A 13,464-nucleotide genomic window follows, 5' to 3' on the forward strand; every position below is an offset into this window, starting at 1 on the left:
TGACCATTCCGGTACCTCGTCCTCCTCATGGGGGCGCGCATCGCCCCCGGAGCTGCCATCCTTCGACGTGGCGGACGGGGCAGGGGACGAGAGCAGGGGACGAGGGGGCCGCACATGCCTGGCTGGAAGGCGCTTCCGGAGGAACTCGACCCGGAAGTCCGCGCGTTCACGGAGCTGATCCGCCGGCTGATCGACCGCAGCGGCCTCGGCGTCGTGGCCGTCGCCGAACGCGCCGGCCACGAACGCGCCGTGTGGGACGCGTATCTGAACGCCCGTCGGCCGATGCCCCGAGGAGCTGTCATCGCCCTCGCGGAGGTGACCGGCGCGGACCCGGCCGACCTCGCGACCCGGTGGGAACGCGCGAGGGGGCGCTTCGCGCCCGGAGCGGTGGATGGCGGCGTTCCCGGGGGCCCGGCCGCCGAAGGCCCCCGCACGGAAGACCCGCGGGGCGAGGCCTTGTACGGGGGTGCTTCCGGCGGCCCGGCGACCGGCGGTCTCGCGACCGGCGGTCCGCGCGGCGGCGTTCCCGGGGGCCCGGCCGCCGAAGGCCTGAACGGCGGTGTTTCCGGGGGGCCGGCCCCCCGGAGCCTCCCTGACCACGCCGACCGACCCGGTGACGGCCTCCCCGGTGACGACCGCACCATGCGGATCCGGCGCGTCGACCCGCCGGGCCCGGCGGAGGCGCCCGTCCCGGCGGAGGCGCCTACCCCGGCGGCCGTACCCCCGCCGGGAGGTGGCCGGCCCGCCCCCTCCCGTCCTCCTGGCGGGGCGCCCCCCGCCCGCCGTCGCCGCACCACCGTGCTCCTCTACGCCGCCGGGATCCTCGGCGCCCTGCTCGTCGTCACCGCCGCCCTCCTCCTCGTCGACCTGGGCGGCGGCGGCGACGGGACGGACGGCGCGGACGGGCGCGCGGCCGCCCCGCCCACCACCACCGCCCCGAGCCCCGCGCCCCGTACCGACCTCCCCGGGGGAGTGAAGTGCTCCGGGGCCGACTGCGCCGGACGGGACCCCGAGGCCATGGGGTGCGGCGGGCCCCTCGCCGTCACCGTCGACCGCGTCCGCGTCGGCACCGCCCGCGTCGAGGTCCGCCACAGCGCCACCTGCGCGGCCTCCTGGGCCCGGATCACCGGCGCCGCCCCCGGCGACACCGTCTCCGTCGAGGTCGCGGGCGCGACCGAGCGCGCCACCGTCCCCGAGGGCGCCGACCCGGCGGCGGAGACCGACGCGTACACCCCGATGCTCGCCGTCGCCCCGCGCGCGGCCGCGCGGGCCTGCGGCACCCTCGCGGACGGCACCGAGCGCTGCACGGCGGGCCGCTGACCGCACCCGCTCGGACGGGTGGCAGTGAGCCGGACCACAACGGGGTGGGGGTTCGGGGGTGCCCGGGTCGGATAGCCTGACCGCTGGATATCTCTTCACGTCGAGACACCGATCGATCAAGAGGGGTATCCCGCACCAGGGGCAGGGACCCCCACCGCCAGCTGTCTTACGGAGATCGCCATGACCCGCACTCCCGTGAATGTCACCGTGACCGGCGCGGCCGGCCAGATCGGCTACGCGCTGCTCTTCCGCATCGCCTCCGGCCACCTGCTCGGCGCGGACGTGCCGGTCAAGCTGCGCCTCCTCGAGATCCCGCAGGGCGTCAAGGCCGCCGAGGGCACCGCCATGGAGCTCGACGACTGCGCCTTCCCGCTGCTCAAGGGCATCGACATCTTCGACGACCCGAGCCAGGGCTTCGAGGGCGCCAACGTCGCGCTGCTCGTCGGCGCCCGCCCCCGTACCAAGGGCATGGAGCGCGGCGACCTGCTCGCGGCCAACGGCGGCATCTTCAAGCCGCAGGGCAAGGCCATCAACGACCACGCCGCGGACGACATCAAGGTCCTCGTCGTCGGCAACCCGGCCAACACCAACGCCCTGATCGCCCAGGCCGCCGCCCCGGACGTGCCGGCCGAGCGCTTCACCGCGATGACCCGCCTGGACCACAACCGCGCGCTGTCGCAGCTGGCGCAGAAGACCGGCGCGTCCGTCGAGGACATCAAGCGCCTCACCATCTGGGGCAACCACTCCGCGACCCAGTACCCGGACGTCTTCCACGCGGAGATCGCCGGCAAGAACGCCGCCGAGGTCGTCGACGACCAGGCGTGGCTGGCCGACACCTTCATCCCGACCGTCGCCAAGCGCGGCGCCGCGATCATCGAGGCCCGTGGCGCGTCCTCCGCCGCCTCCGCCGCGAACGCCGCCATCGACCACGTCCACACCTGGGTCAACGGCACCGCCGAGGGCGACTGGACCTCCATGGGCATCCCGTCGGACGGCTCCTACGGCGTCCCCGAGGGCCTCATCTCCTCCTTCCCCGTCACCACCAAGGACGGTAAGTACGAGATCGTCCAGGGCCTGGAGATCAACGACTTCTCCCGCGCCCGCATCGACGCCTCCGTGCAGGAGCTCGCCGAGGAGCGCGACGCGGTCCGCGAGCTCGGCCTCATCTGAGTCCGGCCTCATCCGAGTCCGGTCTGATCCGAGTCCGGCTCCACCCGAGCCCGGCCCCCTCCGGGTCCGGTTGCTCCCCACTCCCGGCGCCCCCGGCCCGTACGACCGACCGTACGGACCGGGGGCGCCGTTTTTCCCGCCGACAGGGCCCTCCCGCCTCGCCTATGCTGTGCCACCGGCTCCCGGGCAACTCTCCGGGAGCGTCGGACAGTTCCACACCATCGGGGGAGCCTTGGCGCAGTCGTTCGTACCTCAGCAGCCCGGACAGCCACCCAGTACGCCGCCACCCAGTACGCCGCCGCCCGGCACTCCACCGCACGGCACTTCGCCGCCGGGCGCCCACCCGGCCACCAGCGAGGCGACCCGGCTGCTCTGCGCCGGCGCGTACCTCGACGACGGCTTCCGCGACGCGGTCATCGACGAGCTGTACGTCCACGAGGAGCGCTTCGCCGCCCCCTCCCTCGGCTACGACGCGAGCCGCGTCCTCGCCCACGCGCTGCGCGCCCGCCGCGTCGAACTCGGCTGGGCCGCGGGCGTCCTGGCCCTCTGGATCGTCGCGTTCCCGCTCACCAAGGGCCTGGTCGTCCTCCTCGTCGTGCCCTTCCTGGTGCTCGGCATCGCCCGCTGGATCCGCGGCCGGGCCGTCGCCGCCGTCACCCCGATCTACCGCCTCGTACCCGCCTTCCTCCTGCGCTGGTACGGCCGGATCATGCTCTTCCAGGGCGCGCTGTTCCTCCTGCTCCTCGCCCTGGGCGACGAGGAGTCCCGGTGGGAGCTGCTCGGCGACCTCTCCGAGGCGGGCGAGGTCCTCGGCTTCCTGGCCCTGCTCGCCGCCGAGGAGGTGTGGGGCGTCGGCCGGCTGGAGGCGTGGATCACCATCGCCGTGCCGCTGCTCGTGGCCTGGGCGGTGGCGGTCCAGCGCGGCCAGTTCGCCCGCGCGCTCACCCAGGAGCTCTCCAAGGAGCGCTTCCCCGACCAGCGCGCCGACCCGGCCGAGCAGGCCGAGGGCGCCCGCTCCCGCCGGCTGCGCGACCGCATCCGGATCGAGCAGCACGCGCGGCTGGTCATGTACGGCGCCGACGACCCGTTCTGCGGCGCCGGCGAACCGTACGAGCCCTGGTCGCTCTCCATCGAGCTGCGCCCCCGGAAGGACCTCGACGGCAAGGCGCCCGAACCGCTCGACAACAGCGCCATCATGCGGCACGTCGTCCCGCTCGTGGAGGCGCTGCGCGTGCCCTCCCCGCACGGCTCGCCGCAGATCCAGGCGGCCGTACGGGACCGGCTGCGCGACCTGGAGATCGACGAGGTGGTCTTCCTGCCCGTCGACGGCCTCCCGGCCCGCACCGCCGCCCCGTACACCCCGGAGGGCTTCGAGGCGCACCGCTCGGGCTCCATCGAGGAGGGCGGCGAGACCCGCCGCCACTTCCTCCGGATCCGGGTCGGCGGCTGGGGCGAGGAGATCGTCACCACCGTCTTCGTCCGCGTCCACACGCAGGGCGGCATGCTGATGCTGGAGGTCGCCCCGCACGTCCTGCGGCCCGTGAAGCCGCTCTACCGGTACGCCGACCGGATCGCCCACCGCTACCGGCACAACCACCACTTCGGCAAGGCCGTCTGGGCCCTCGGCCAGACCCCCCGCTCCGCCGGCCAGGCCGTCGTCACCCTCTGGCGCGCGCTCGGCCACGCCTGGCGGCTGCTCACCGCGGGCCACGCCCACGCGCTGCCCGAGGGGCCCGCGGTCTCGGTCCGCGAGCTCGGCTCCGACGACGACGCCTCGCTGTTCCAGGAGATGGACGTCAGCCGCTACCTGAAGAGCGTCCAGGACCGGGTCGCGAACGGCGTGACGGTCGCGCTCCGCGAAGCCGGCTACGAGACGGCCGAGTTCGAGCAGAAGATCGTCCACGTCGCCGAGGGCGGCACCTTCATCGAGAACACCAAGGGCAACGTCACCCTCGGCAACCACAACACCGTCACCAACAAGTCCTTCACCACCTCGACGCCCGGAGGCAACCGTGGCTGACACCGACAACACCCCGCGCCGCGACGGCATCCGGGTCTCCAACACCGGCGGCAACGTCACCATCGGCGACCACAACACCGTCACCAGCACCGTGACCGGGAACCAGCCGTCCCGCGACCCCCTCCAGGAGGAGCTGCTCCAGGCGATCCGCCGGCTGCGCACCGACCTGGGAGGCGTCGTCGCCTCCGAGCGGACGACCGCCCTGGACGCCGAACTCTCCGACGCGGAGGACGAGATCGAGGGCACCGGCCGCGCGGACACCGGCCGCCTCACCCGCCTGCGCCGCGCCCTCGCGGACGCCGGCGCCGTGACCGGCATCCTCGCCTCGGGCGTGGCCGTGGGCCAGGCCGTCGGCGCCCTCCTCGGAGGATGAGATGAGCGGGTACGGGGGAGGCGGGGGCGGCGGGGCCCGCTGGAACGACGAGACGCAGAGCTGGGAGACGGGCGCTCCGGGGGCCGGGCCCGCGCCCGGCCCGGCCGGCGGGAGCGGCCCGCTCCTCCCGCCGCTGCCGCCGCCCCCGCCACCGTCAGCGCCGGACCACACCCTCGCGTACGGACCGGAGCACGGGCCCCAGGACGGACCCCGGTACGTACCGGAGACGGGCGACTGGCAGTACGCGCCGCCCCCGCCCCCGCCGCCCCGGTCCTCCGCGCGGGCGGCGGTCGCGGCCGGGGCGGCCGTGGCCGTCCTGGCGGCGGGTTCCGTCGCGGGCTGGCTGCTCTGGGGCGGGGACGACGGGAAGGCCCCGGCGGCGGGCCCGCCGGCCTCGGTGTCGGCCTCGGACCCGGCCCCGGAGGAGACGCCTTCCGACGCCCCGCCCTCGTCGTCCTCCACCGTCGCCACCCCCGCGGACGACGTGCCCCCGCCCGGCTACCGGGCGGTGAAGGACCTCAAGAGCTTCACGATCGCGATCCCCGAGGACTGGCACCGCACCGAGTCCGACCAGGGCGTCTTCTACAACGCGCCGGACGGCCGGAGCCTCCTCCAGGTCTTCGTGGTCACCGAGGACGGCCTGACGCCGTACGAGGCCCTGCGCGGGACCTCGCGGGACGGCATGGCCAACAAGCCCGGCTACGAGGAGATCAGCCTCGAACGGGTCACCGGCGAACCGGACGTCCCGGCCGACACCGTCGAGCTGGTGTACGTGTACGACCGCGACGGGGGCCGCCGCAAGGTGGTCGACCGGGCGTTCACGGCGGCGGACGGCACCCACTACGCGATCCTGGCGGCGGGCCCGGAGTCGGACTGGCCGAAGCAGCGCGAAGTACTGCGGGTGGCCCTGGAGTTCTTCGAGCCGGGCCCGTACTGACCCCGGGAACGGCCCCGGGAACGGCCCGGGGGACTGCCTAGGGGGCGGGCGGGGCGTAGTGGCCGGGCGTCATCCGGGTGGTGACGCCGATCCGGTTCCAGGCGTTGATGGCGATGATCCCGGCGATGACCCGGGCCAGCTCGGTCTCGTCGAAGTGCTCGGCGGCGTGCGCGTACACCTCGTCGGGCACGAAGCCGTCGGTGAGGACGGTGACGGCCTCGGTCAGGGCGAGCGCCGCGAGCTCCCGCTCGGTGTAGAAGTGCCGGGACTCCTCCCAGGCGGAGAGCTGCACGATCCGCTCGACGCTCTCGCCCTCCGCGAGGGCGTCCTTGCTGTGCATGTCGACGCAGAACGCGCAGTGGTTGATCTGCGAGGCCCGGATCTTGATCAGGTGGTAGAGGACGGGGTCGACGTCCTTGGCGGCGGCCGTCTCCAGGCGGATCATCGCCCGGTAGAACTCGGGGGCCCGCTCGGCGAAGGCCATCCGGGGCGCGTGCTCGTGGGCGCGTTCGGCGGTGGTGTGCGTACTGGTCATGCGTCCACCGTAGGAGCCGGTTGGCGCAGGGGTGTGGGCCATTTCCACGGCAGGCGACCGGGCCACTTCGGGAGCGCCGGAGAGCCCGGGTTCAGGACGCCGGGCCCTCCTCCACCCAGGACGGGTCCGCGAGGAGCGCCTGGAGCTCGTTCACGAGCCGTGCCGTGTGGAACCCGTCCGCGGCGGCGTGGTGCACCTGTACGGCGAGGGGGAGCAGGACCCGGCCCTCCCGCTCGCCGTACCGGCCGAGCGTGAAGATCGGCGCGAGGTGGTCCCAGCCGCCGCCGATGTTCAGGTTGAACCCGGTGAACGACGTCCACGGCAGGCTCGACACGTCGAACGCGTTGGGCGGCAGGTCCCCCTGCGGGAAGAAGTCGGTGGCGCGGCCGTGCTCCGCGAGCAGCGGGGCGGCCACGTCGTGGAACGCGCCGAAGTCGGGGTCGTGGGGCGCCCACGCGCACGCGAACGTCTCGCGCTCCGGATGGAAGACCGTGAAGGCCGGGTGCACGACGGGCCAGACGGCCGGCCCGCCCGCCGCGGTGAGGCACATCCTGAACTCCTCGTGGCGGTTGACGACCGTGGAGAGCGCCCAGACCTGCGCGAGGTAGGTCTTGCGCGACGACCCGCGCAACGCGGCGGCGAACGCGGTGACGTCGAGCTCCACCGTCATCGAGTACGTGCACGGGACGGTCCGGCGGTAGTGCTCGAAGTGCTGCCTGCGCGGCCAGGTGTCGAGGTCGATCGGGGCGGGGGCGTCCATCCGCCCATCCTGTCAGCCGCCGGAAAACGGCGAAGGGGCTTTTCCGGCGCGGGGGTATGGTCCGTTCCCATGGCGAACGACTGGGCCGCCTTCGGGGCCGACCTCCATCTGGAACTCCGAGGGACGCGCCTGCGCGCGGGACTCATGGACGCCCTGCGGGAGGCGGTGCGCAGCGGGCGCCTGGCGGCGGGGACCCGGCTGCCGTCCTCCCGCTCGCTCGCCGCCGACCTCGGCACGGCCCGCAACACGGTCGCCGACGCGTACGCCGAGCTGGTCGCCGAGGGCTGGCTGACCGCCCGGCAGGGCTCGGGCACGCGGGTGGCCGGCCGCGCGGAGCCCCGGGACCGTCCGCGCCACCGGCCCCCCACCACCCCTCCGGCCAGGGCCACCCCCACCCACAACCTGAAGGCGGGCACCCCGGACCTCGCCTCCTTCCCGCGCGCCGACTGGCTCAAGGCGTACCGGCGGGCGATCACCGCCGCCCCCGACGAGGCCTTTGGGTACGGGGACCCGCGCGGCCGCCCCGAACTGCGCGCCGCGCTCGCCGAGTACCTGGCCCGCGCGCGGGGCGTGCACGCCCGGCCCGGACGGATCGTGGTCTGCGCCGGGTTCGTGCACGGCCTGACGCTGATCGGCCGGGTGCTGCGGGACCGCGGGGCACGGGCCGCGGCCGTGGAGTCGTACGGCCTGAAGGTGCACGCCGACGTCCTGGCCGGCGCGGGCCTGACCACTCCGCCCCTGCCCTTCGACGAACGGGGCACGGTCGTGGAGGAGCTGTCGTCCCTGGCCGGCTGCGGGGCGGTCCTCATGACGGCGGCCCATCAGTTCCCGCTCGGCGGGGCCCTGCCCCCGGACCGGCGGGCGGCCGTGGTCGACTGGGCGCGGGCCTCGGGCGGGCTGGTCCTGGAGGACGACTACGACGGCGAGTTCCGCTACGACAGACAGCCCGTGGGGGCCCTCCAGGGCCTCGACCCGGAGCGGGTCGTGTACCTCGGCACCGCGAGCAAGTCCCTCGCCCCCGGCCTGCGCCTCGCGTGGATGGTCCTGCCGGAGGGCCTGGCGGACGAGGTGGCGGCGGCGAAGGGGGCCGTGGACTGGGTGTCCGGCGCGACGGACCAGCTGGCGTTCGCGGAGTTCCTGCGCTCGGGGGCGTACGACCGGCACGTCCGGGCGATGCGGCTGCGCTACCGGCGCCGCCGCGACCAGCTCGTGGCGGCGGTGGCCGCGCACGCGCCGGAGACCCGGGTCGGCGGCATCGCGGCGGGCCTGCACGCCGTCCTCACCCTCCCCCCGGGCACCGAAGGCCCGACCCTGCGGGCCGCCGCCCGCCACGGCCTCGCCGTCCAGAGCGTCTCCCACTACCGCCGCCCCACCGCCCTCCCGGCCCCGCCCGCCCTGGTCGTCGGCTACGCCACCCCGTCGGACAGCGCGTGGCCGGGGGCGCTGGAGGCGCTGTGCCGGGTGCTGCCCTGAGGACGGGGGGCCGGAGGGGGTTCCCCGGTCCGCCTCCGGAGGAACCCCTCCGTCCGGACCGCCGCACGGCCTCTCCTTGTCAGGCCGCCCCTGACGCTCCTATCCTGCGTGTCAGGGTCGGCCTGACGGACGGGCCGCCGGTGGAGGAGGGTTCGCGATGCTCCCCGAAACGACGGACCACGACGGCCGGGCGTGCTCGTTCTGCGCCAAGCCCGAGGCCGAGGCGACCAAGCTGGTCGCCGGTCCCGGGGTGAACATCTGCACCGACTGCGTGGACCTGGCCGCCTCGATCGTCGCCGAGTACCGCCCGGGTCCGACCGAGCTGCGGATGCCGATGTGGAGCGAGCTGACCGATGCCGAGATGCTGGAGCGGCTGCCCCGGGTCGCGGCACTCGCCGACCAGATCGAGGCCGATCTGCGCATGTGGGTCACGGAGCTCCGGCGTCGCGGCGTGACCTGGGCCGGGGTCGGCCGGGCGCTGGGCATCACCCGCCAGTCGGCCTGGGAACGCTTCTCCGGGGAGCGGTGACCGGGAGGCCGGCCCCGCCCGTCCCGCCGACCCGGCCCGCGGGAACGAGCGCGTCGCGGCCGGCCGGGCGCGTGCCGGGGCGCGTCGGCGGCGCTCAGGGGGCGCCGGAGGCGGTGCCCGGCCCCCGGCCCGTCGTCGGCCGCACCGGCCCCACGCGCTCGCGCGGGATCAGGGCCGCCGGTCGCCGTGCTCGACGAGGATCTCCCGGGCCGCCCGCACGAGGTGCGCGTTGTCCCGCGCGGTCGAGCCGTCGGGCAGCGCGAGTACGTCCTCCAGGCCGATCCTGGTGGCCAGGCCCAGGCCGGCCGCCGTGCGCAGTACGGGCCAGGCGCCGCCGTCCTCGCCGTGCAGCAGCAGGGGGGACACGAGGTCGTCCCCCAGTTCTCGCAGCAGGGCCGCGGCCGTGGCCGCCGCCGTGGCCGGGTCGGTGTCGGTCACCTCGACCAGGACCCGCAGCACCCGGTGGGCCGACGCCCAGGTGCGGAACCGGCGGGCGCCGTCGGTGCCCGACCAGACACCGGCCTCGACGCCGATCCCGCGCTCCAGCAGCGCGTCGGCCACCGCCTCGGCGCCCTCCTCGTGCCAGTTCACCGAGGCGTGGTCGGGCAGCACCGTCCACGACCGGATCAGCTCGATCCGCTTCCCCGGGTCCGGGACCGCCCAGGCCCCGGTGGTGACCCCGACCCGCACCCCTTCCGGCACGGCGGCACGCACCGCGCCCACCGCCTCGGCGACCACCCGGGGCTCCAGCGAGTCGAGACCGTCGGCTCCTCTGGGGTGGAGGTGGACGTCCTCCGCCCCGGCCTCCACGGCGCGTGCCGCCTCGGCCGCCAACTCCCCGGGGGTCACCGGGACCCGGCGGTTCTCGCTCCGGTTCCGTGCTCCGTTCAGACACACCTGCAACATGCGCCGCACTCTGCCAGGCGCCACGGGCATCCTTCACGGTCCGCGCCGACGGGACCGGAACGGGTCGGCGCCCCGGTCCCCGGAGCCGCTTGACGCCCCAGGGGGTGACACCGGCTCCGGCGCCTCCCCGAAGCGGGCCAGGGTCAGAGAGCCCGCCACCGCCACCGCGAAGCCGGTGACCGCCAGCCAGCCGAGGCCGGGGCGGGTGGTGTCGCCGAGCCAGGCCACGCCGACCGCCGCCGGGCCGATCGTCTCGCCGAGCACCATGCCCGCCGTCGCCGTCGTCACCGAGCCCCGCTGGAACGCCGAGGTCAGCAGGAGGAACGCCGCCCCGCCGCCCGCCAGGAGGGCGTACAGGGCCGGGTTCGTGAGGTCGATCCCGTCGATCAGGCGGACCGCCACCTCCACCACCCCGAAGCCGAGGCCCGCGCCCAGGCCGAGGGCGAGCGCGCGCGGGCGGTCCGGGAGCCTCCCGGCCGCCGCGCCGAGCAGCAGGATCCCGAACGCGACGGCCAGGAGCGCCCAGTCCAGGGCCTCCGGGCCCGCCCGGTGGCCCTCCCGGCCCGAGGCGAGGGCCAGCATCGCGAGCCCCGCGCAGACCACGGCCACGGCCGTCCACTCCACCCGGCTCAGCCGCACCCGCAGCACCCGCGAGGCGACGACCGCCGTCACCGCCAGGCTCGCGGCGAGGGCCGCGCCCACCACGTAGATGGGCAGCGTCCGCAGGGCCACGATCTGGAGGACGAACCCCAGGCCGTCCAGACAGAGACCGGCGAGATATCGCCATTGCCGCACCGCCCGCCACAGCAGCGCGACGTCGACCCCGCCGCCGCTGCCCGGCTCCGCCGCGCGGGCCGCCACCGCCTGGAGGACGGAGGCCGTGCCGTAACAGATGGCTGAAGCAAACGCACAAATCATCCCGAGGAGCACGAAACGACTTTAGGGCGTGCAGCCGGAAAGCACCGGACTGGACTGGCGGTCTCGGCATGTGTGACCGTGAGGGCGCGGCCGTGAGGATCGCGACCGCGAAGGGGGAGGGTGACAGGCATGCGGAGGCTGAGGTCGAGCACGGTGGTGCTCGGCGGAATGGGCCTGCTGGCGGCGACGATCACGGCGTGCGGTTCCGAACCGGACAAGCGCTGCGTGGACCGGCTGAGCCGGGAGCAGCTGCCCCGCTACGAGTGCGAGAGCGGCGGCAGCGGGAGCGGCAGCGGCACCAGCACCACCACTCCCCGCGGCTCGTACTACTACGGCGGCTCCGTCAGCGACAAGAAGGTGAGCGGCGGCAGCTTCGACAAGGCCGCCGTCGACAGCGGCGGCTTCGGCTGCTCCCGCACCGGCGGCGGCTGAGGCGGGCCGGAAGCATGGAACGCCACACCGTCGAACCCCGCCCGGACTGGCAGCGGACGGTCGAGGAGCAGGGGCTCGTCTATCCGCTCACCCGCCACCCGGACGGTTCGCTGCGCCCGTACTGGGACGAGAGCGCGTACTACTCCTTCTCCCTGCCCGAGGTCGAGGCGCTGGAGGAGGTCGTCGAGGAGCTGCACGCGATGTCCCTCGCGGCCGCCGCGCACATCGTCGGGAAGGATCGTTTCGCGGACCTCGGCGTCACCGACCCCCGGCTGGCCGGCCTCATCGCCGAGTCCTGGCGGCGGCGCGACGAACTCCCCTCGATCTACGGGCGGTTCGACCTCCGGTACGACGGCACCGGACCGGCCAAGATGCTGGAGTACAACGCCGACACCCCGACCTCCCTCGTGGAGGCCGCGAGCCCGCAGTGGTTCTGGATGGAGGAGCGGTTCCCCGGCGCCGACCAGTGGAACTCCCTCCACGAGCGGCTCGTCGACGCCTGGCGGCGCCAGGCCCACCTGCTGCCGCCCGGCCCCGTCCACTTCGCCCACTCGGACGGCGACGAGCTCGGCGAGGACCTGATGACGGTCGCGTACCTGCGCGAGACCGCCCAGCAGGCCGGACTGGAGACCGAGGCGCTCTCCGTCGAGCAGATCGGCTGGGACCGGCTCTCGGGCCGCTTCGTCGACGACCGGCTCCGCTTCCTCCGCAGCTGCTTCAAGCTCTACCCGTGGGAGTGGCTGACCACCGACCGCTTCGGCCCGCACGTCCTGGACACCCTCGACAACGGCGGCGGCACCGGCACCACCTGCTGGATCGAGCCCGCCTGGAAGATGCTGCTCTCCAACAAGGCGCTGCTCGCGATCCTCTGGGAGCTGTACCCCGGCCACCCCAACCTGCTGCCCGCCTACCTCGACGGGCCGCGCGAACTCGCCACCACCACCGGCTGGGTCGCCAAGCCGCTGCTCGGCCGCGAGGGCGAGGGCGTCACCCTGCACGAGGCCGGCACGGAACTCCCCGTGCGCGACGGGGAACCCCTCTGCTACCAGGGCCTCGCCCCGCTGCCCGACTTCGACGGCAACCGGGTGGTCCTCGGCGCGTGGGTCGTCGGGGACGAGGCGGCGGGCCTCGGCATCCGGGAGTCGGCGGGCCCCGTCACCGACGAGTACGCCCGCTTCCTCCCGCACGTGATCCTCTGACCGCCCCGCCGCGGCGGGCTACTCGGGGACGTAGTCCCTCAGCGGCGCGGGCCTCAGGCCCGCCGCCGCGGCCAGGTCCAGGGCCCTCTCCAGGTCCTGCTCCAGGGTCTCGTTGAAGTGCAGCAGGACGATGTCGCCGGCCTTGAGCTCCGGGGTCGGCGGCGTCCACTGGCCCCAGGTGGTGAGGTCGTGCGTCCAGGTCACCACGGCCTTCGCCCCGCAGGCGCGCGCGGTGGCCAGGGTGGTCGCGTCGTACGTGCCGTACGGCGGGCGCAGCAGCCGCGGGCCGTCGCCGAACCGGGCGAGGTGCTGGTCCCTGGCCCCGCAGAACTCCGCCTTCTGCCCAGCGGCGTCGAGCGTCGTCAGGTCCGGGTGGTTGACGGTGTGGTTCTCGACGCGGGAGGGCCCGTGGTCGAGCAGGGTCCGGAAGTAGCCGGAGTCGTACGAGTAGGCGCCGGGGAGCAGGAAGAGCGAGGCGGGCACCCGCCGGTCGAGCAGCAGCTTCGCGGCGGCGGGGTCGTGGAACCAGCCGTCGTCGATGGTGATGAAGACGACCGGGTCGGTGGTCTCGACGTGCGAGACCACCGGGACGGGAGCGGGCCAGGCCGTCTCCGGGACGGCGTGCGCGGGCCCCGTGACCGCGCCGACGAGCGCGAGCGGGACGAGGGCGGCGAGCGCGGCACGCACGGCGTGACGCGAGCGGGGTCTCGGCATGGCCGCATCATTGGCCTAGACCAACTGCCGTGTCAATGGTCCGTGTTGCCCTGCCTGGACCGGACTGTCCGGGCCGGGCTGTCCGGACCGCCCTGTCCGGACCGCCCTGTCCGGGCGAGGGCTGGCCGGGCCGTCCGGGCGGGCCCGCACGGACCTGGTCCGTACGGGCCGAGCCCGC

At 74.9% G+C, this 13,464-nt stretch carries 14 protein-coding genes; 9 read left to right on the top strand and 5 right to left on the bottom strand.

Annotation, left to right across the window (positions count from 1 at the left end):
- The first annotated feature begins 114 nt into the window (after window positions 1-114).
- The 5 genes from ADL08_RS38680 (at window position 115) to ADL08_RS07140 (ending at window position 5,820) form a co-directional block, all read left to right on the top strand.
- Complete coding sequence (locus ADL08_RS38680) at window positions 115-1,320, top strand: helix-turn-helix domain-containing protein (protein ID WP_053641211.1); 1,206 nt, start codon at window positions 115-117, stop codon at window positions 1,318-1,320.
- A 180-nt stretch (window positions 1,321-1,500) separates the two neighbouring features.
- Window positions 1,501-2,490 (top strand): malate dehydrogenase, encoded by a 990-nt coding sequence (locus tag ADL08_RS07125; RefSeq protein ID WP_053641212.1) that lies wholly within the window; start codon window positions 1,501-1,503, stop codon window positions 2,488-2,490.
- A 232-nt stretch (window positions 2,491-2,722) separates the two neighbouring features.
- Window positions 2,723-4,510, top strand: a complete 1,788-nt coding sequence (locus ADL08_RS07130; RefSeq protein WP_053641213.1) for a hypothetical protein — start codon at window positions 2,723-2,725, stop codon at window positions 4,508-4,510.
- A complete protein-coding gene (locus tag ADL08_RS07135) occupies window positions 4,503-4,883 on the top strand; it encodes a hypothetical protein (protein ID WP_053641214.1) in 381 nt (126 codons plus the stop codon). Before ADL08_RS07130 ends, ADL08_RS07135 begins: the two co-directional genes overlap by 8 nt.
- A 1-nt stretch (window position 4,884) precedes the next feature.
- Window positions 4,885-5,820: a hypothetical protein gene (locus tag ADL08_RS07140; RefSeq protein ID WP_053641215.1), complete on the top strand. Its 936-nt coding sequence runs from the start codon at window positions 4,885-4,887 to the stop codon at window positions 5,818-5,820.
- 37 nt (window positions 5,821-5,857) lie between these two features.
- Here the strand turns inward: ADL08_RS07140 and ADL08_RS07145 are convergent, their stop codons facing one another.
- Together ADL08_RS07145 and catA are read right to left on the bottom strand one after the other, a co-directional pair.
- Entirely contained in the window at window positions 5,858-6,355 is a 498-nt protein-coding gene (locus ADL08_RS07145) for a carboxymuconolactone decarboxylase family protein (RefSeq protein ID WP_053641216.1), read from the bottom strand.
- A 91-nt stretch (window positions 6,356-6,446) separates the two neighbouring features.
- Window positions 6,447-7,115 carry a type A chloramphenicol O-acetyltransferase gene (catA, locus tag ADL08_RS07150; protein ID WP_053641217.1) on the bottom strand — a complete coding sequence of 223 codons (669 nt, stop codon included), beginning with the start codon at window positions 7,113-7,115 and terminating at the stop codon, window positions 6,447-6,449.
- 69 nt (window positions 7,116-7,184) lie between these two features.
- Here catA and ADL08_RS07155 point away from each other — a divergent pair, with 69 nt between their 5' ends.
- Entirely contained in the window at window positions 7,185-8,588 is a 1,404-nt protein-coding gene (locus tag ADL08_RS07155; protein WP_053641218.1) for a PLP-dependent aminotransferase family protein, read from the top strand.
- Window positions 8,589-8,745: 157 nt separating this feature from the next.
- Window positions 8,746-9,117, top strand: a complete 372-nt coding sequence (locus tag ADL08_RS07160; protein WP_053641219.1) for a ClpX C4-type zinc finger protein — start codon at window positions 8,746-8,748, stop codon at window positions 9,115-9,117.
- A 168-nt stretch (window positions 9,118-9,285) separates the two neighbouring features.
- Here ADL08_RS07160 and ADL08_RS07165 read toward each other — a convergent pair whose 3' ends face one another.
- Both ADL08_RS07165 and ADL08_RS07170 read right to left on the bottom strand, forming a co-directional pair.
- Window positions 9,286-10,023 carry a 3-keto-5-aminohexanoate cleavage protein gene (locus ADL08_RS07165; protein WP_053641220.1) on the bottom strand — a complete coding sequence of 246 codons (738 nt, stop codon included), beginning with the start codon at window positions 10,021-10,023 and terminating at the stop codon, window positions 9,286-9,288.
- A 33-nt stretch (window positions 10,024-10,056) separates the two neighbouring features.
- Entirely contained in the window at window positions 10,057-10,941 is an 885-nt protein-coding gene (locus ADL08_RS07170; protein ID WP_078968577.1) for a hypothetical protein, read from the bottom strand.
- Between the two features lie 129 nt (window positions 10,942-11,070).
- On the opposite strand from ADL08_RS07170, the gene ADL08_RS07175 reads away from it, so the two are divergent.
- Together ADL08_RS07175 and ADL08_RS07180 are read left to right on the top strand one after the other, a co-directional pair.
- Window positions 11,071-11,373: a hypothetical protein gene (locus tag ADL08_RS07175; RefSeq protein ID WP_053641221.1), complete on the top strand. Its 303-nt coding sequence runs from the start codon at window positions 11,071-11,073 to the stop codon at window positions 11,371-11,373.
- Window positions 11,374-11,387: 14 nt separating this feature from the next.
- Window positions 11,388-12,572: a glutathionylspermidine synthase family protein gene (locus ADL08_RS07180; RefSeq protein WP_053641222.1), complete on the top strand. Its 1,185-nt coding sequence runs from the start codon at window positions 11,388-11,390 to the stop codon at window positions 12,570-12,572.
- Between the two features lie 18 nt (window positions 12,573-12,590).
- Here ADL08_RS07180 and ADL08_RS07185 read toward each other — a convergent pair whose 3' ends face one another.
- On the bottom strand, window positions 12,591-13,286 hold the full coding sequence (locus ADL08_RS07185) for a polysaccharide deacetylase family protein (RefSeq protein ID WP_053641223.1): 696 nt from the start codon (window positions 13,284-13,286) through the stop codon (window positions 12,591-12,593).
- Between the last annotated feature and the right edge of the window lie 178 nt (window positions 13,287-13,464).

This window comes from Streptomyces sp. NRRL F-6492 (genome assembly GCF_001280125.1).
GTDB lineage: Bacteria > Actinomycetota > Actinomycetes > Streptomycetales > Streptomycetaceae > Streptomyces.